The sequence below is a fragment of the Actinoallomurus sp. NPDC052274 genome (genome assembly GCF_040679475.1).
Classification (GTDB): Bacteria; Actinomycetota; Actinomycetes; order Streptosporangiales; family Streptosporangiaceae; genus Actinoallomurus; species Actinoallomurus liliacearum.
The window spans coordinates 200,562-216,732 of the sequence record NZ_JBFAUT010000001.1 but is presented as its reverse complement, the minus strand read 5'-3'; the positions used below and the strand labels follow the sequence as shown (position 1 = coordinate 216,732).

At 67.1% G+C, this 16,171-nt stretch carries 16 protein-coding genes; 9 read left to right on the top strand and 7 right to left on the bottom strand.

Annotated features, from left to right (window positions below; translation table 11 throughout):
- Positions 1 to 13 precede the first annotated feature (13 nt).
- Both AB0K82_RS01105 and AB0K82_RS01100 read left to right on the top strand, forming a co-directional pair.
- Positions 14 to 382 carry a hypothetical protein gene (locus tag AB0K82_RS01105; protein ID WP_364391219.1) on the top strand — a complete coding sequence of 123 codons (369 nt, stop codon included), beginning with the start codon at positions 14 to 16 and terminating at the stop codon, positions 380 to 382.
- Between the two features lie 2 nt (positions 383 to 384).
- Positions 385 to 1,641, top strand: coding sequence for a hypothetical protein (locus tag AB0K82_RS01100; protein WP_364391216.1), 1,257 nt, complete (start codon positions 385 to 387; stop codon positions 1,639 to 1,641).
- A gap of 66 nt (positions 1,642 to 1,707) precedes the next feature.
- Here the strand turns inward: AB0K82_RS01100 and AB0K82_RS01095 are convergent, their stop codons facing one another.
- Positions 1,708 to 3,048, bottom strand: coding sequence for an aspartate aminotransferase family protein (locus AB0K82_RS01095; protein ID WP_364391213.1), 1,341 nt, complete (start codon positions 3,046 to 3,048; stop codon positions 1,708 to 1,710).
- Between the two features lie 87 nt (positions 3,049 to 3,135).
- On the opposite strand from AB0K82_RS01095, the gene AB0K82_RS01090 reads away from it, so the two are divergent.
- From AB0K82_RS01090 to AB0K82_RS01080, 3 genes are read left to right on the top strand one after another with little or no spacing between them, the layout of a single operon-like run.
- A complete protein-coding gene (locus AB0K82_RS01090) occupies positions 3,136 to 4,050 on the top strand; it encodes a LysR substrate-binding domain-containing protein (RefSeq protein ID WP_364391211.1) in 915 nt (304 codons plus the stop codon).
- A gap of 40 nt (positions 4,051 to 4,090) precedes the next feature.
- Positions 4,091 to 4,660, top strand: a complete 570-nt coding sequence (locus AB0K82_RS01085; RefSeq protein WP_364391208.1) for a TetR family transcriptional regulator — start codon at positions 4,091 to 4,093, stop codon at positions 4,658 to 4,660.
- Positions 4,661 to 4,710: 50 nt separating this feature from the next.
- Positions 4,711 to 6,477: an alpha/beta fold hydrolase gene (locus tag AB0K82_RS01080; RefSeq protein WP_364391206.1), complete on the top strand. Its 1,767-nt coding sequence runs from the start codon at positions 4,711 to 4,713 to the stop codon at positions 6,475 to 6,477.
- Positions 6,478 to 6,486: 9 nt separating this feature from the next.
- On the opposite strand, the gene AB0K82_RS01075 is transcribed toward AB0K82_RS01080, so the two are convergent.
- Positions 6,487 to 6,918 (bottom strand): cold shock domain-containing protein, encoded by a 432-nt coding sequence (locus tag AB0K82_RS01075; RefSeq protein ID WP_364391203.1) that lies wholly within the window; start codon positions 6,916 to 6,918, stop codon positions 6,487 to 6,489.
- Positions 6,919 to 7,529: 611 nt separating this feature from the next.
- Between AB0K82_RS01075 and AB0K82_RS01070 the strand changes: the two genes are divergently transcribed.
- Positions 7,530 to 8,015, top strand: a complete 486-nt coding sequence (locus AB0K82_RS01070) for an HIT domain-containing protein (RefSeq protein ID WP_364391200.1) — start codon at positions 7,530 to 7,532, stop codon at positions 8,013 to 8,015.
- A gap of 11 nt (positions 8,016 to 8,026) precedes the next feature.
- Here AB0K82_RS01070 and AB0K82_RS01065 read toward each other — a convergent pair whose 3' ends face one another.
- The 3 genes from AB0K82_RS01065 to AB0K82_RS01055 all read right to left on the bottom strand — a co-directional run bounded on the left by AB0K82_RS01065 (position 8,027) and on the right by AB0K82_RS01055 (position 12,318).
- The gene (locus AB0K82_RS01065) at positions 8,027 to 10,531 is read right to left on the bottom strand and encodes an NACHT domain-containing protein (protein ID WP_364391198.1); all 2,505 of its coding nucleotides are present in this window, start codon (positions 10,529 to 10,531) and stop codon (positions 8,027 to 8,029) included.
- A 770-nt stretch (positions 10,532 to 11,301) separates the two neighbouring features.
- Complete coding sequence (locus tag AB0K82_RS01060) at positions 11,302 to 11,427, bottom strand: DUF397 domain-containing protein (protein ID WP_364391196.1); 126 nt, start codon at positions 11,425 to 11,427, stop codon at positions 11,302 to 11,304.
- A 33-nt stretch (positions 11,428 to 11,460) separates the two neighbouring features.
- Positions 11,461 to 12,318 carry a helix-turn-helix transcriptional regulator gene (locus AB0K82_RS01055; RefSeq protein ID WP_364391194.1) on the bottom strand — a complete coding sequence of 286 codons (858 nt, stop codon included), beginning with the start codon at positions 12,316 to 12,318 and terminating at the stop codon, positions 11,461 to 11,463.
- A gap of 311 nt (positions 12,319 to 12,629) precedes the next feature.
- Between AB0K82_RS01055 and AB0K82_RS01050 the strand changes: the two genes are divergently transcribed.
- Complete coding sequence (locus AB0K82_RS01050; protein ID WP_364391192.1) at positions 12,630 to 13,073, top strand: ATP-binding protein; 444 nt, start codon at positions 12,630 to 12,632, stop codon at positions 13,071 to 13,073.
- Positions 13,070 to 13,243: a hypothetical protein gene (locus AB0K82_RS01045; RefSeq protein WP_364391190.1), complete on the top strand. Its 174-nt coding sequence runs from the start codon at positions 13,070 to 13,072 to the stop codon at positions 13,241 to 13,243. Before AB0K82_RS01050 ends, AB0K82_RS01045 begins: the two co-directional genes overlap by 4 nt.
- Positions 13,244 to 13,482: 239 nt before the next feature.
- Here the strand turns inward: AB0K82_RS01045 and AB0K82_RS01040 are convergent, their stop codons facing one another.
- Positions 13,483 to 15,297, bottom strand: a complete 1,815-nt coding sequence (locus AB0K82_RS01040; RefSeq protein WP_364391187.1) for a CocE/NonD family hydrolase — start codon at positions 15,295 to 15,297, stop codon at positions 13,483 to 13,485.
- Positions 15,298 to 15,483: 186 nt separating this feature from the next.
- Here AB0K82_RS01040 and AB0K82_RS01035 point away from each other — a divergent pair, with 186 nt between their 5' ends.
- The gene (locus AB0K82_RS01035; RefSeq protein ID WP_364391185.1) at positions 15,484 to 15,651 is read left to right on the top strand and encodes a hypothetical protein; all 168 of its coding nucleotides are present in this window, start codon (positions 15,484 to 15,486) and stop codon (positions 15,649 to 15,651) included.
- Positions 15,652 to 15,720: 69 nt separating this feature from the next.
- Here AB0K82_RS01035 and AB0K82_RS01030 read toward each other — a convergent pair whose 3' ends face one another.
- The gene (locus AB0K82_RS01030) at positions 15,721 to 16,155 is read right to left on the bottom strand and encodes a hypothetical protein (RefSeq protein ID WP_364391183.1); all 435 of its coding nucleotides are present in this window, start codon (positions 16,153 to 16,155) and stop codon (positions 15,721 to 15,723) included.
- Positions 16,156 to 16,171: the final 16 nt, after the last annotated feature.

Genomic DNA, 16,171 nt, shown 5'->3' with positions numbered 1-16,171 from the left:
CGGAAGGAGAGTCATGTCACGTCGGCGGGTTCTGGCCGCGACGGCGGCCGCAGCGCTCCTCACCACGGTCGGGTGCGGGAGCAAGGCCCCTGCCCCGCAGGCCACCGCGACCGCCGCGCCCGCGGTCAAGGTCACCGTGACCGTGACCGGCGGGAAGGTGCGGACGGCGAGCCCGCGGGTCACCGTACGCCGCGGCCGGACGGTGGAGATCGACGTCACCAGTGACGCCGCCGACGAGTTCCACCTCCACGGCTACGACCGCGAACTGGAGCTGAGGCCCGGCGTACCGGGTGTCCTGCGGTTCGTCGCGGACCAGCCGGGGGTGTTCGAGGCGGAGCTGCACAAGTCGGGTGCGCGGGCGTTCGAGCTCAAGGTCGACTGACCGTGCACGCCACCGTCCTCGCGCACGGGCTCGGCGGGCGCACCGATCTGCCGATGGACGGGCTCACGGCCATCCTCGGCGGCGGAGCCGCGATCGCCGCGTCGTTCCTCGCTCTCACCGTCGCGTGGCGGCGGCCGCGCCTATCCCCCGACGACGGCCGGCCGCTGCCCGCCCGGCTCGCCCGCGCGCTGGACGCCCGCGCCCTGACGGCCGCCGGACGCGTCATCACGCTCCTGGCCACGGCCGTCGTCGTCCTGGTGGCCCTGACCGGGCCGCCGACCGACCAGCGCAACTTCGCGCCGTGGGCGTTGTTCGTGACGTTCTGGGTGGGTCTGGTGCCGGCCAGCGTGCTGTTGGGCCCGGTCTGGCGGCGGGTGAACCCGCTGCGCACCCTGCACGCGGCACTGGGCCGGCTCACGGGCGCGTCCGGCCGCGCCCATCCCCGGCGCCTGGGCTACTGGCCGGCGGCCGCCTGGCTCACCGGGTTCGTGTGGTTCGAGCTGGTCGCGCCCGACCGGTCCGACCCGCGCCTGGTCGGCCTCCTCATCCTCGGGTACGCGCTGGTCAACCTCGTCCTCGCGACGGTGTACGGCGCGTCCTGGTTCGCGTTCGGCGACGGCTTCGAGGCGTACTCCGCACTGCTGGCCCGGATCTGCCCGATCGGCCGGCGCGACGACGGCACCCTCGTCCTGCGGACGCCGCTGACCGGGCTGACGCGCGGCGACCCCGAACCCGGCCTGGTCGCCGTGGCCTGCGTGCTGATCGGATCCACCGGATTCGACGGCATCACCCGTACGACCTACTGGCGGGACAACGTCGACCCGCGCAGCCTGACGGCGGGCTCCCTGGGGCTGGCCGCCGCGATCGGCGTCGTCGCCGCGCTGTACCTGGGCGCGATGCGCGTCACCGCCGCCGTGACCGGCGAGCCCCCAGGCGCGCCGCCCGTACGGTTCGCCGCGACGCTACTGCCCATCGCGCTCGGGTACACCGTCGCGCACTACTTCTCCTTCTTCCTGCTCGAGGGCCAGATGACGGTCATCCTGGCCAGCGACCCGTACGGCACCGGGCTGAACCTGCTCGGCTCCACCGGACGCCGCGTCGACTACGCCGCCGTGCCGTCCTGGCTCACCGCGCTCGTCCAGGTGAACGCCATCGTGCTCGGCCACATCGCCGCCACCATCGCCGCGCACGACCTGGCCCTGCGCACCCCCCCCCGGCCCGCGCGGTCCGGGGGCAGATCCCGCTCGCCGTCACGATGATCGCCCTGACCTGCGCGGGCCTGCTCGCCCTCCTCAGCGGATGAGTTCGCGGGATCGGTGGTTAGGTCAGCCGAGCCGGGTGGTCGCGTCGCCGATGGCCTCGTCCAGGATGGCCAGGCCCCGCGAGAGCTCCTCCTCGGTGGCGGTCAGCGGCGGCGCGATCCGGAAGGTCCCGCCCATGCCGGGGAGCTGCACGATGTTCATGTGCAGGCCGAGTTCGAGGCAGCGCCGAGTGACCAGCGCGCCGAGTTCGTCCGACCCCTGCTTGGTCTCCCGGTCCAGGACGAGCTCCAGGCCGACCAGCAGGCCGCGGCCACGGATGTCCCCGACGACCGGGTGCCGCTCGGCGATCGCCTCGAGGCCCCGGCGCAGGAACCCACCGAGCTCCGCCGCCCTCTCGTCGAGCCGCTCCCGGGCCAGGACGTCGAGGACGGTGTTGCCGACGGCCGCCACCAGGGGGTCGGCCACGTGCGTGGTAAAGAACAGGAAGCCGCGGTCGTGCGCCTCCTGCTCGATCTCGGCGCTGGTGAGCACGGCCGCGAGGGGAAGGCCGGCACCGAGCGTCTTGGAGAGCGTGAGGATGTCGGGGACGATCCCGTCCCGTTGGAAGGCGTACCAGTTCCCGGTGCGGCAGAGCCCGGTCTGCGCCTCGTCGAGGATCAGCAGCATGCCCCGCTCGCGGCACTTCTCGTGCAGGGCGGCGAAGTATCCGACGGGCGGTTCGATGATCCCGCCGGCGCTGAGGATCGGCTCGACGATGCACGCGGCGAGGCTGCCGACCGACTGGGCGTCGATCAGCTCGAAGCCGAAGTCCAGTTGGCGCCGCCAGTCGAGCTCGCCGTCGGCGGTGGTGAAGTCCGGCCGGTACGCGTTGGGCACCGGGAGGGCGAAGTTCCCCGGCACGGCGGGGCCGTAGCCTTTACGACCCGCGCTGTAGGTGGCGTTCGCGGCGGCGTTGGTCATCCCGTGCCAGGACCGGGCGAACGACACGATCTCGTGCTTGCCGGTGACGAGTTTGGCCATCCGGATGGCCGCCTCGTTCGACTCGGCGCCGGTCGTCAGCAGCAGCGCCTTCTCCAACGGCGCCGGGAGCGTCTCGGCCAGTCGCCGGGCGAGGTCGACGACGGGGCGGCTCAGCATGCCGCTGTACAGGTGGTCGAGGTGTGCCACCTGCCGCCGCACGGTGGCGACGATCTCGGGATGCGAGTGGCCGAGGATCGCGCTCATCTGACCGGAGGTGAAGTCGAGGATCTCCTCGCCGTCCTCGGTGAACAGGACGCTGCCCTCGGCGCGATCGATGATCTTACGCGTGAAGTCGCCGGCGCCGGCGTAGCGCGTGAGGTACCGGTCGGCGTCGGCCCAGAACGTGTCGGCCGAGGACGCCGGAATTGTGGTCGGAGCGGTCATGCTCACGACGCTAGGAGACGTCCGAGCGACACGTCCATCTCATAATTCCGGCTTTCCTGTTCGGAAGAACCGAACAAAGATGGCGGCATGACACTGAATCCGGTGCGCCTGCGCTTGTTGAGCCAGCTGGACGCTCTCGGCACCATCCGGGCCGTGGCGGTCGCCGCCCACCTGAGCGCGTCGAGCGTCTCGCAGCAGCTCGCGGTGCTCGAGGCCGAGACGCGTACGCGGCTGCTCGAACGGACCGGACGGCGGGTCCGGCTGACGCCCGCCGGGCTGATCCTCGCGCGGCGGGCGCGGGCGATCCTCGACCACATGGACGCGGTCGAGGCGGAGCTGCGCGGTCTCGGCGAGGAGCCGGCCGGGTCGGTACGGCTGGGGGCCTTCCAGAGCGCGATCCACGGGCTGGCCGTGCCGGTGGTGACCCGGATCGCGCGCTCGCATCCGCACGTCGACGTCGAGCTGCTGGAGGTCGAGCCGCACCAGAGCATGCAGGCGCTGCGGGCCGGCGACGCCGACATCGTCATCACGACCACGGACTTCGTCGAGGTTCCCCTGGACCCGGACGTGGACATCGTGCCGTTGGCGACCGACCAGATCGTGCTCGTGGTGCCGCCCGCGCACCCGCTGGCACGGCGGGGCCCGATCGATCTCGCCGCCTGCGTGGACGAGTCCTGGGCGTTCGACATCCCCCAGTCCTACATGGCGAATCTCGCGACCAGGCTGTGCCGGCAGTCCGGGTTCGAGCCGCGGGTGGTGTGCCGGTTCAGCAACTACCTGATGGCCCTGCAGCACGTCGAGGCCGGGCTGTCGATCGCCCTGCTGCCCGGCCTCGCCGTGGACCCGCGGTACCGGGTCGCCACCCAGACACTCGCCGCGCCGGTCACGCGCACCATCGCCGCGGCGGTCCGGCGCGGATCCGCGTCGAGGACCGCGGTCAACCTGGTCGTCGACGCGCTGCGCCAGAACCCGGACCTTCCATCGGCGGCGTCTCCCCTGTGACGGCTGGCCTTTTTATGTAGATCGGTCTATTGTCAAGCGCATGGCGGCGAAGGGCGACGAGACACGGGCCCGGGTGATCGAGGCGGCCCGGACCCTCACCGAGGCGAAGGGCTACCACGGCACCGGGCTGAACGAGGTGCTCGCGCTGAGCGGCGCGCCGCGCGGCTCGCTCTACCACCACTTCCCCGGCGGCAAGGACCAGTTGGTCGGCGAAGCGCTGACCGGGGCCGGCCGGGAGGTGGACGGTCTGCTCGCGGAGCTGGCCGAGGAGGCGGCCGGCGTGCCGGCGCTGGTGCACGCCCTGTTGGACGCGCTGGCCGAGCGCATGACGGCGTCGGGTTTCGCGAAGGGCTGCCCGGTGGCCACCGTGGCACTGGAGGTCGCCTCGTCCAACGACGCCCTGCAGCAGATCACGGCCGAAGTGTACGCGGGCTGGCAGCGGCGGCTGGCCGACCGGCTGCGCGCGGACGGACGCGAGGCGACGGAGGCCGAAGACGTGGCCACCACGGTGCTGGCGCTGATCGAGGGCGCCCTGGTCCTCGCCCGCGCACAGCGCAGCCGGGAGCCGATCGACCGAGTAGGCCGCCGGATCGCCGCGGTGCTCGGCTGAGTTTTTTTTCGCGTAAAAATATGTAGATCGGTCTAGATAAAGGTGGGCTCATGGACGCGGTGGTCATCGGTGCGACCGGTCTCCTCGGTCGCTGGCTGGTACTCGAGCTGCTCGAACAGAACCGGGCGGTCGCCGCGATCGTCCGGGGGCGGGAAACGGAGTTGCGGGACTGGGTGCGTGCGCACGGCGCCGACCCGACGCGCCTGACGATGGTCCGGGGCGAGATCACCGAACCCGGACTCGGGCTGACGGCCGCCGACGACGAGACGCTCGGCGACGTGCGAGACGTGTTCAACACGGCCGCGGTGTACCGGTTCGGCCTCGACCGGGAGACGGCACGGAAGGCCAACGTCGACGGGGCCCTGCACGTCCTGGACTGGGCGGCGACCCGGCCGAGGCTGCGCAGACTGATCCACGTGTCCGGCTACCGCGTCGGGCTGGACCCGGCGCCTGCGTACCCGATCCCGGCCGCCGAACTCGACGCGCTCTACCGTGCCAGGGGCGCCTACGACGCGTCGAAGACCGAGGCGGACGCGGCGGTGCGGGTCGCCGCCGCGCGGCAGGGGGTGCCGCTGACCGTCGTGAACCCCAGCACGGTGATCGGCCACTCCGGCACCGGGGAGGCCGGCCAGTACATCGGCCTGGCCGAACTGGTCCAGAACCTCTGGGCGGGACGGCTGCCCGCCCTGGCCGGCACGTCCCGCACCTTCGTCCCGGTGGTCCCGGTGGACTACTTCGCCCGCTTGACGGCGGCGATCCCCGAGCACGATCCGAAGCCGGGCGGTCTGCACTGGATACTGGACGACGCGACGCCTGACCTTCCCGAGCTGGTCCGCCTGCTGGCCGAACATCTCGGTGTCCGCGCCCCACGCCGGCTGGTGCCGTTGCCGATCGTACGGCGCCTGCCGCGGGCGGTGAGCCGAGTGGAACCGGAGACGCTCACCTTCCTGACCGAGGACCGGTATGACACCGGCTCGGCCGACAAGGTCGCGGCCGCCGCGGGGCTGACCCGGCCGCCCGTGCGGGCCGCTCTGCGGCACTGGGCCGACCGGCTGGTCGCGGACCGGTTCGGGGCAGCCGAATCGCCGCTACCCGGTGGATTCCACGAGGTCGCCGGGGCGCGTACCTACCTGGCCGGCGAACGGACCGCGCCTCGTTATGTCCTGCTGCACGGCCTGCCGCTGGACGGCGAGGCCTGGGCAGGGATGATCGGCGAGCTGGCCGCGCCCGCCCTGGTCCCCGACCTGCCCGGCCTCGGCCGCTCCGGCGTGCCGACCGCCACCGAGGCCGAATGGCTCGCCGAGCTGCTCACTCCCCTGCAGACCCGCCCGGTGATCGTCGCGCACTCCGCCGCCGCCGCGCCCGCGCTTCGCTTCGCCGCCGCGCACCCCGACCGGGTCGACCGTCTCATCCTCGTCTCGCCGTACTTCCTGCAACGGCCCGCGCCCCGGTTCCTCCGCGTGCCCGCGCTCGCCACGCCGCTACTGAGCCGCAGCTCCCCCGAGCGGCTGACCACGGCGCTGCTCGGCGCCCCGTCGCCGCATCCGGCGATCGAGAGCGCCCACGCGCACCTGCGCCGACCCGGAGTGGCCCGGCGGACCGCCCGGCGGCTGGCCCTCGCCCACCGGCCCGCCGAACGCGCGTCGCTGCGGCACCTGCTGGCCGCCGCGCCCGTGCCGGTACGGCTCATCGTGGGCGAGCTCGACCCGCTGGTCGGCGACACCGGCGATGTCCCCGTGTCCACCGTCGCGGGAGCGGGTCACCACCTGCTCATCACCCATCCGGAGGCGGTCGCCGCCGGCCTCGACCCCGCCTGACCGTCGGGCTCAATCCTCGATCCAGCCGTACCCGGCGGCGAGCGCGATGACCCCGTCCCGCAGGCGCATGATCTGCGCGCCCGTCAGCTCGGGAGCCGCCTTGATGAACGCCTCGGTGAGCTCGTTGCGAAGCTCCGCGGCGGACAGCAACTCACAGGTGCCCTCCTCGACGCGCGGCGCCTCGGCCGCCCGCTCCGGCGAGCCCGTCAGCTCGGGCGCCCCGCCCTGCTTCTCCGCCGCGGCCACGACCCGTACGTCATAGCCCTTGCGGCCGCGGCCGCTGTCCATCACCTCGAACTCGACGCTCGCACCCGGAGTGAACACACGCTTGTCGACGAGAAGGTCGTTCGCGTGGACGAACACGTCGTCGCCGCCGTCGTCGGGCGCGACGAACCCGTACCCGCGAACCTCATCGAACTTGACCACACGCCCTCTGACCACTGAACCCGACCTCACACCATCCGCGACTCACCGAAATAGAACGCGCCACTCACCCCTCGCCGAACCGCCAGGTCACGGCGCCGCCCGCGTTCCTGAATCAATCTATTCCATCCACTGACCCGGGCCGGAGGCCGTCGTCCCGGGAGCCACGTGATCCTGCGGACCAAGCGCCAAGCGAATGCTCTCGACGCGAACGGCCGCGGCCTCGGCATCATCGAGTGCCTGTGCGTCAGCTGGTCGGCGGCCCACTGCCGCGAGGGCGGCAAGCTCGTCTGGGCCGAGCAGAGGGGCAAGCACCCGCGAGGGGGGAAGCGGATGCTTTCCCTTCTCTCGGAGGCAACGGACCCGTGCCGAGAGAGCACCTATCGTCCGCCGTCCGGTTCCTGCTCAGCGGGTGACGACTGCGCACAAGGTGGCCGACGGGGCGATCGCTGGGCCGTAAGCCATGATCACTGGTAGATGGTGCTTCTAGAGGCCAGCGAATGCCAGGGATCACGAAAACCCGCCGACGGACTACACCGACGAATGTCATCACGGCATCAGGAGTCGCCGACGTGAGTCGCCGCCATCGGCCGAGTCTCCGTTGTCCGACAGTGGCAGTATCGCCGGTCATGAGGTGCGTCTTCTGTGAACTGCTCAAGTCGGGCACCGCGCGCTGGGTCACTCGTCAGTCCTCCGTCGCCGCGTTCGCGCCGCTGCGCCCTCTCGCCCCAGGACACACGCTGGTCATCCCAACGGAGCACTACGCCGATATCTTCGACACGCCACCCGGCCCGCTCGCCGACGCCATGGCATTGGTCCAGCACCTGGCCATGGCCATGCGCACCGCCTTGGACGCCAGCGGCGTGAACGTCCTTCACGCCAGTGGTCCCGGCTCAGAACAGTCGGTCCCGCATCTGCACTTCCACGTAGTCCCGCGCTGGCCGGACGACCGATTCTCGACCTGGCCGGCCGGACAATCCCATCACCACATCCCCGCCGATCCAATCGCACAGCTGGCCGAAGCGCTCAGACCACACGAGCAAGCGGCGTCGATCGACGACGTCCGACCAGCCGCTGCGCGTTCACCCGTACCTGGCTCTGCACGCGGCCGTTAATTAGGCCAGGATCAAACTTCGGACAAAAACCTGGTCAGCACTGGCTCCAGTTGCTTGTGCTCAATTAGGGCAGTAAATACTCGCCGCCCCTCCGGAGTTGCTGCTACAAGGTCCGACCTGCCGCCGGGACTTCTCACTAGCTTATTTTTTTCCAGATAGGAGAGGAAAGATTTGGCGAAGTCTACATCCTGCCTTGCAGAACCCTTCTGCACTACCCCCAAGCGCTGCCTTAGGTTCTGCTCGCTCAGCTTGGTGCATATCTTTTCAACGATAGCAAATTTTGGATGGTACTGAAAGACAAGAAACGGGCTGACTGCATCCGTCTCGGCACCCCGATAAGAAAGAAATCCCAGAGCCTCCAGGCCGTCAATTCTACGCGAACGACCGTCACTTCCTTCGACTAGAAATGAAGAGTCTTCAGCAATCCCACGAAAGTCGGCGCCAGCAATGTTAGCACCTACAATATTCAAATCAACTATGAGAGAGTCACGGAAATCTGAATCGGCGAGGTCGGCATCCTCGAAACTAACTGATTCAAGGATGGACTCCCTAAAATTCGCTCCTTCGAACTTGGTGTTCCCCGCATCAATACCTTGCCACTCTGCACCTCTGCAGTTCGCCTTAGACAGATCGGATGGCCTCCCTCGAACATTGAGGCTGATGCGCTCCAGGGAACAGTCGTTCAATGCGATTGAACCGTCACCGAGTCGAACGAGCACCTGCCTTACGGGGTCGTCATCACCTGAGTATAGTTCGAGCAACCCATCCCATAGGAGAGTTAGAATTCTCCCCGCCCCCATGTTTCCAGCGCGCGTTCCCCATACTTGCATGAAGTCACTGAACAGTTTTTTGAGATCTGCCCGGTCTCGAGATCTTACAAACAAGCGCATAGCATCAGTGATAGGAACTCGCTCTTCTGGAAAGCGTCTACGCTCTAGCCGCGAAAGCAAATGCTCGCAGAGCAGAAACTCCCTCAAGGAGTTATGAGAGAAACGCCATCCCGGCTTGCTCGCATCGGATGATCTAGTGAGCGTTCCAGAGCGACGTAGATCTTCGAAGTATTCCTCAACCTGACGGTTCTTATCTTCCGCGTTTCGATATCGCAGGTCATTCGCGAAATCCTTCTTGATTAGCTCACGGAACTCGGCTTCACCGATGACCAGGCTCTCTTTGCGAGACAGCCACTCGCTTAGCATCCGCAAGAAGGAGCGCCGCCTGTCAGGAAGCACATGCCCCGCCTGACGAAAATCCCTGATCATCAGCTCGTCAACTACCAACTTGTAGACTTCCCACTCGGTCAGAGGCGTTTGTTCAAGTCTGGGGTTCTCCTTCAGCTGCTCAACAACATCGAGAAGATAAGCGATGATCACCGGCTTGCCGGATAGCGATAGCGACGCCCCCTCGTCAGTTGTGCGAAAGACACGTCGCAGCACCGAAAGCACAGCAGCCTGACCTTCTGAGTCATGCGCAAGAACCCGCCTTACCAATTCTTCAGTTTGACGAGGCGTGAGATCTTGAAGATTTCGTTCATGCCGATGCAAGAAATGACTTTCAATGAAGCTGTCGAGTTCTCGCTCCTTGTTCACAAGAGACTGGGATTCGTGAGTCAGAGTCATCCGACCGCGTTCGAGTGAGGCGTACAGGATGTCGAAGACGTGAAACTCCTCGACTTCTGAGAAATAATTCGGTCGGCTTGTCAGGATTCCCTGGGCACCGTCACTAGATAGCTGCGCCAAAGCTTCTAGACACACGCGCCGCTCTCTGGCCGACAGATATTGCGCCATTTCGTCATATCCGTCTAGCAAAAGGAGCACGCGGCCACTGCGAATCAGCTTAAAGACGAACTCTATAGGAATATGACCCAAGCCGCTATTGTCAAGAAAATGATGGAGTAGGCCACGAGCATCGAACTGCCTCGTAAAATCTCTCAATTCTATTCGAAAAGGCAAGGCGAGCTTGGCGTCTGCCCTATAATCCTCCGTCCATCTGCGCTGAAGGACTTTGGTGAGGGCGCTCTTTCCTGTTCCATACTCTCCAGCAATGATGAGCCAGCGACTGTCCTCTGTGGCACTAGTGCGCCACCGTGATAGCCAGTCGGTTGCCTGATGAACTCCGAGCGAGTCCTCAAAGTTTGGCTCTTCGTAAATGGAGTTCAAACTTTCCAGCTCTTTTGCTAGTGCACCCTCATTCAAGACGGAATTTATGTAAGGGTCAAAGCGCTCAAACCGAGCGAACAGATCGTCGAAAGTAAGCGTCTCGATACGAGTCTTGCTGGCCCGCTCTTTGACAGGAAGAGAGAATCCCCTAGAGGAGACGATGAGCTTCTTTGCATCTCTTTCTAGCTCACCGAGCATTGCCAGCTTGCCTACATCTTTTCGATATTTTTCGTTGTCGACATACTCAATTGTTGCCTCAATGTAAATCTTCGACCCGAAGGGATCAGCGAGGGGAGTAGCAACTAGGTCGACTTCGGCACCGTGAATCATCACTGGGCCTTCGACCACGTAGTTGTTCATCTCGAACAAGCTAGTGATGGCCGTGGGCAGCGAGTCTGCGGTAAAACCCGGCACTACCTCTCCCGCGTTGCTTGAGGCGACGTCCTCCAAGCAGTGACAGACCTTAGAAGTCCGTGGAGCGTGGAGGGTGGAGCGCAACCTTAGCTATCCAATGCGGTGGTATGCCAGAGATGGCCACTTTTGGCCTACCTCGCCGTGCCCGTTCATACCGTCGGGAGAGCCCGTGCTCAGGACACCTCCGCCGGACCGGCACAGCGGGACCGGCCGGCACAGGCCGCACGCCCGCTGCGTCGGTCCGGCTGGCGGCGCGTAGCGGCGCTCTTGGAGACGTAAAGAAGTCCTCTCCCGGCAGGTCTGGCCGTTTGTCGTGTCCCGGTAGATGTTGTCACTTCAGTCCCACCAGATGCTTGACCATCGCTCGGGTGAGGTAGCGCGTGGCGGCTCGGCGCGAGTTGTTACTCACGGTGGCGATGACACGTCCGTCGTTGTGGGCCGCCTCGATGACCTTTCGTGCGTGTAGGTGGCGTTGGCTACCTCAATGGCGCGTAGCGCTATCGTGCGCAGCTCGGCCAGACGGTCCGGGGGAAATCTGAGCTGGTGATCGCGGCGAAGCGCGACACGTCGAGCGGATCAACGGGCCCCTTCCGTAGGACAGGTCATGTCCTGATGCGACCTGCCGATGGCCTACACAGTTACCCGATCAACGATCCGCACCGAATAAGGAAGCCCTGGCCGCCGAAGCGTGGTCAGGGCTTCTCGGGGGTGAGGTGTTACTCGTCGTCGGCGTCCTCGTTGAGGACGGCCATTTCGACGCACGCGCCTTCGCCGCCGTTGCTGCGCGTGCTTTTGCGCCAGATGGCACGGGAAGAGTCCATGTCGGGCCCGGTTGCTGTCATCCCGCACCTCCTTCAGATCGTTCAAGTCAGACTTCAGGCTATCTCGTCTGCGATGCGGGAGATCAGCTGAATCGACTGGGAGATGCCGAGGGCTTCGGCGCGCAGGTGGTCGAAGATCGTGGCGTACTGGCTGATCTCCTCCTCGTGTTCCAGGAAGAGGGCGCCAGTGAGGTGCTCCACGTAGACGACGGTCGGGTCACGCGAGTCCGGGAACTCAAGGATGCGGAAGCCGGTCACCGGGTTGACGTGGGCGGCGGCGGTGAACGGTAGGACCTGCAGCTTGATGTTGGGATGGTTCGCCAAGCCGACGAGGTGGCGGAGCTGCGCGGCCATGATCGCCGGCATACCGACCTCTACCCGGAGCGCGGTCTCGCTGAGGACGAACCACAGTTGCGGCGGGCTCGGCTGGGTGAGGATGGCTTGGCGCTTGATGCGTAGGTCCACCCGCTGGTCGAGATCCTCGGACTCGCCGCTGTTGGGTGCGGCCTGCAGTACGGCGCGGGCGTAATCCGGCGTTTGGAGCAGGCCGGGGATGTAGAGCGGCTGGAAGTCGCGGAAGGTGGTGGCTTCGGCTTCGAAGCCCACGTAGGCCTCGAACCAGTTCGGCATCGTCAGGCCGTAGGTATGCCACCAGCCCTTCTTGCGGGCGTCACGGGCCAGCTTCACCATGGCCGCAGCCTCTTCGCCCTCGATGCCGTAGACGTCCAGAAGCTCGCGTACGTCACCTGGCCCCGCGCTGATGCGGCCGGTCTCGATGCGGCTGATACGGGTGCCGGAGCAGTCGAGCCGTTCACCGACCTGTTCGCAGGTGAGGCCGGCCTGCTCCCGGAGGCGACGCAGCTCAATGCCGAGGCGCTTGCGCTTAACGGTCGGATTCGGAATTCCGGCCATGCCTTTTCCTCTCATTCGGGACGGACCTAACCGCAGACATTGGGGTCGAATGGGGACAAGACCGCAAGATCATCGGAATGATACGCCGACGTATGTTGCGATCAATTTTGGTCGTCTGCATTCTGGTCTCACCCGCTGCCGCATCATACGCAAACGTATCCTGCGACAGCGTTCGACGTACTCACAATTCGTAAGCGCGCCAGGCGACTGGCGAAGGCGGTGGTCTCCGTGCCGAACCAACCCCGACCGGGGCGTCCCTATCTCCTTCGAGTACGCGGCGAGCTCTCCCACGCCAGAGTGGAGGACTTGTCGTGACCCCGCACCAGGCGTGCTTTCCCATCCATCGGCACGAGGCGGTAACGCTGGCGGCCGTCCCCAACGCGGTCTCGCTCGCCCGGCGGCTCGTGGCGGAAGTCACCCTGCACTGGCGTCTCCCCGACGAACTGGTCGAGAGCACCGTCCTCATCACGAGCGAGCTCGTCACCAATGCCATCAAGGCCACCGAAGTCTTCCAGCAGACAACCGGCGCGAGCGACATCGGCTGCGTCAAGCTCCGGCTGCGGCTGAACCGGCCCAGCCTGTTCACCGAGGTCTGGGACATCAACCCGGTCCTGCCGACCAAGCGCCAAGCGAATGCTCTCGACACGAACGGCCGGGGCCTCGGGATCATCGAGTGTCTGTGCGTCAATTGGTCGGCGGTCCACTGCCGCGAGGGCGGCAAGCTCGTCTGGGCCGAGCAGAGGTGCGCGCTGTGAGCGAGGGCGTCCGGGCCTTCATCGCGCTCGCCATCGTGTTCGCCCTGTGGGGCCTCGCCGTCTACCTCTTCGGTCCCTGTAGCCGGTGCCAAGGCAGCGGCCTCATCACCAGCCTCGGCCGCTCGTGCCCGAAGTGCCGAGGTATCGGGCGCAAGCACTGCGGTCGGTAGCTCGCTCCACCCGTGGTGGCCACGCCCGCTGACCACACCGCTTACCCCGTCTACAAGCTCCGGGACGGCGGCGGCTGCGTTATCCCCCAGTCATCCTGCCGCCGTCTCGGTGAGGGGAAGCACCCGTGATGAGGGACACGGGTGCTTCCCCCTCGCGCCGCTCGAGAACGACGGCTTGGCTGCCCGGCGCGCGCATCAGCGGGTGCCGGGCAGCCGCTCGTCTGCGAAGCGCCGGCCGGTCAGCGGTCGCGGGACGCCGTCAGCGGGAAGGTGCCGGGGCCGACGTCGGTGAGCGTCGTGGTGTACGCCGCGAGGTACTGGTCCAGGTACGGCGAGCGGTCACCCTGGGTCGGCACGTCCGACCGGGCGTCCAGCACGTCCAGGGCGAGCCGCGCGCCGGAGACCGCCACCGTGTGACCCGACGGAACGTCCCACCAGCCGTTGGAGCTGATCGTCCCGATCTGGACCCCCAGCCGGTGCCCTCGCTGGAAGGTCCAGTCGGTCCCCTTCAGGTCGAAGGAGATCCGGCCCTTCCTCTGCAGCAGTGCGACGTTCTCGTCGAACATCGTCGCCGTGCCGTCCGGGGCGACGTCCCACAGGCGCACCATCACGTTCCCGGTCGTGCTCGCGTTGAGCGTGATCCGCGGCGTAGCCGTGAGCCGAAGCGTCCGGGACGCGGGCGTGGACCAGGTCCAGAAGCTGGAGGCGGCGGTGTCGCTCCGCTTGGCGGCGTCCTTCTCGGCACCGGATAGCGGCTCGATCCGCGGTGCCCGCTCCATGTCCCAGCGGCCACGGTTCGCCGCCGAAGCCGCGGGCGCCGGGGCACTGCCGTCGTCGACGTACCGGCCGGAGGAGAGCCGCGCGTCGTAGGACGTCGTGGTCACGGGCCAGGTCCGCTGGGCGCGCCAGTGGCCGAGGCTGTCCTCGACGGCGTACGCCGGGTCGGTCACCGACGGTTGGACGCCGCGGAGGTACTGGTCGTAGAACCGCATCACCTCGTCGAACCAGCCGGCACGTCCCTGCGACAGCCGGCCGTTCGCGTCGGTGTCGTTGCCCCGTACGTGTTCCCACTGGCCGAGCCAGCCGCGTTCCCGGCCATGGTGGTTGCCCAGGTACTCCTCGATGTCCTCGGGCTTGGTGTTGGGCTCGATGAAGCCCTGGGTCACGAACAGCGGCGTGCTGGTGCCGCGCGCGTGGGCGGCCAGGTCGCGGGCCCTCCAGTACGCCGAGTTCGGGTCTGGATTGTTGTTGTTGGTCAGGTTGTCGCTCAGGCACTCCGGATGGCTGTTCTCGTACTCCGCGGCCGCCTTGTACCGGTCGCTGTCGTCGGCCATCGGCGGCATCGTCGCGATCGAGTTGTACGCGAGCGGCGTGCCGGTGACGTTCGGGCGGGGGACCCTGTTGCTGAACAGGTAGTTGTACATGTTCCAGACGGGCTCCTGCGCGACGACCGCCTTCAGGCTCGGCCGCTTCAGGTCATTGCCCACCAACCCGGTGACGGCGTCGTACGACTTGCCGTACATGCCGACCTTTCCGGTCGACCAGGGCCGGCTGGCCGCCCAGTCGATGGCGGCCCGGACGTCGGCCTGCTCCCCCGGTCCGACCCAGTCCAGGCACCCCGTGCTCCCGCCGAAGCCGCGCAGGTCGACCATCACGAAGGTGTAGCCGCGCGCCATCAGGCGGGCGCCGTCGACGAAGTCCTGGAAGCGCGCCGACGGTCCGACCCGGTCCCACCCTTCGGGACCGGTCTGCCCCGCGTGCGCGAAGTAGGGGCCCACCGAGAGGATCACCGGGGTCCTGGCTCCGGACGGCAGGTTCGCCGGACGCAGCACATCCGCGTGCAGCACGACACCGCTGCCGTCGGAGGACGGGAAGTACGCCTGCGTCCACGCCGCGCCCTCGGGCACCCGCGGGTTCTCCTCATGGGTGATCGGGGTGTCATCCGCCGCAGGCGCCGACGCCGCCTGTGCCGCCGCGGGCAGACCGCCCGCGGCGAGGGTGGTGGCCAGCGCACCGGCCGCCGCGACGGCCGATGCCTTCTTGCGCAGGTTCATACACGCTCCGCTGAGATCAGCCCCAGGCAAGGCCGCCTGGGGTGCCCAGCGAGAGTAAAGATTTTTTGCAGTGATGTCGCCGCTACAAGATGGCCGATCCTGGACGATTCAGGCCGACGCGAGGGGCCATGCACCTGCCGGCCGCCGGGCCGGTAGAAGACGGCGTCACTGGGCAGTAATCACGCCATGACGGGACAGGAACATTACGACGCCGCCGAACACCTGCTCTCCTCCGCCGGTGAACTGGACCCCGCGGTGCCCGGTCAGCAGCAGGTCATCCGCCAGTTGCACGCCGAGGCCCAGGTCCATGCCACCCTCGCCGTCGCCGACTTCCTCCGTAATCACAAGATCTAGCGCCTGGAGCACGGAAGCGGTTCCATGATCAGCAATCTGATCGTGGAACCGCTCGCGTGTTCGGCGATATCAGCCGCAGTGTGAGGGCTGGGAGTACCACATCACCCAGCCGGGGTCTGCCGCGCCTCCCCAGACGATGCACGTGTGCGGAGCGTTCACCTTCACCGGACCGGCGTAGTAGGCGTACTTGGTGCTGGTGGACGGCGGGTCGTTGATGAACGAATACGAGCCGTCGGATTCCACCTTGGCGATCGCGGCGAGCACGTGGGTGGGGGTCCCGAGGTTGACCTTCTTCGACGTGACCACACAGTCAGTGGTCCCGTTGTACAGCAAGTGGATGGTCGCGACGCTCCCCAGGTCATGGTGGTCGATCTCGTGATAGTTGCTGCCGCACGCCTCGGCCGGTGACGCCACCGCCTCCGCCGGGCTGCTCACAGCCACCGACCCGGCGAGCATGCCCGTGACGGCGAGGGCGAGCACCGCCCTCTGCTTCAGCCTACGCATCTGGCACATCCGTTCC

Excerpts from the sequence above, each read along its gene's own strand:
- AB0K82_RS01035 (WP_364391185.1), top strand. The coding sequence starts at position 15,484 with ATGACGGGACAGGAACATTACGACGCCGCCGAACACCTGCTCTCCTCC.
- AB0K82_RS01055 (WP_364391194.1), bottom strand. The coding sequence starts at position 12,318 with ATGGCCGGAATTCCGAATCCGACCGTTAAGCGCAAGCGCCTCGGCATT.
- AB0K82_RS01040 (WP_364391187.1), bottom strand. The coding sequence starts at position 15,297 with ATGAACCTGCGCAAGAAGGCATCGGCCGTCGCGGCGGCCGGTGCGCTG.
- AB0K82_RS01095 (WP_364391213.1), bottom strand. The coding sequence starts at position 3,048 with ATGACCGCTCCGACCACAATTCCGGCGTCCTCGGCCGACACGTTCTGG.
- AB0K82_RS01080 (WP_364391206.1), top strand. The coding sequence starts at position 4,711 with ATGGACGCGGTGGTCATCGGTGCGACCGGTCTCCTCGGTCGCTGGCTG.
- AB0K82_RS01060 (WP_364391196.1), bottom strand. The coding sequence starts at position 11,427 with ATGACAGCAACCGGGCCCGACATGGACTCTTCCCGTGCCATCTGGCGC.
- AB0K82_RS01065 (WP_364391198.1), bottom strand. The coding sequence starts at position 10,531 with ATGAACAACTACGTGGTCGAAGGCCCAGTGATGATTCACGGTGCCGAA.
- AB0K82_RS01070 (WP_364391200.1), top strand. The coding sequence starts at position 7,530 with ATGAGGTGCGTCTTCTGTGAACTGCTCAAGTCGGGCACCGCGCGCTGG.
- AB0K82_RS01090 (WP_364391211.1), top strand. The coding sequence starts at position 3,136 with ATGACACTGAATCCGGTGCGCCTGCGCTTGTTGAGCCAGCTGGACGCT.
- AB0K82_RS01105 (WP_364391219.1), top strand. The coding sequence starts at position 14 with ATGTCACGTCGGCGGGTTCTGGCCGCGACGGCGGCCGCAGCGCTCCTC.
- AB0K82_RS01030 (WP_364391183.1), bottom strand. The coding sequence starts at position 16,155 with ATGCGTAGGCTGAAGCAGAGGGCGGTGCTCGCCCTCGCCGTCACGGGC.
- AB0K82_RS01085 (WP_364391208.1), top strand. The coding sequence starts at position 4,091 with ATGGCGGCGAAGGGCGACGAGACACGGGCCCGGGTGATCGAGGCGGCC.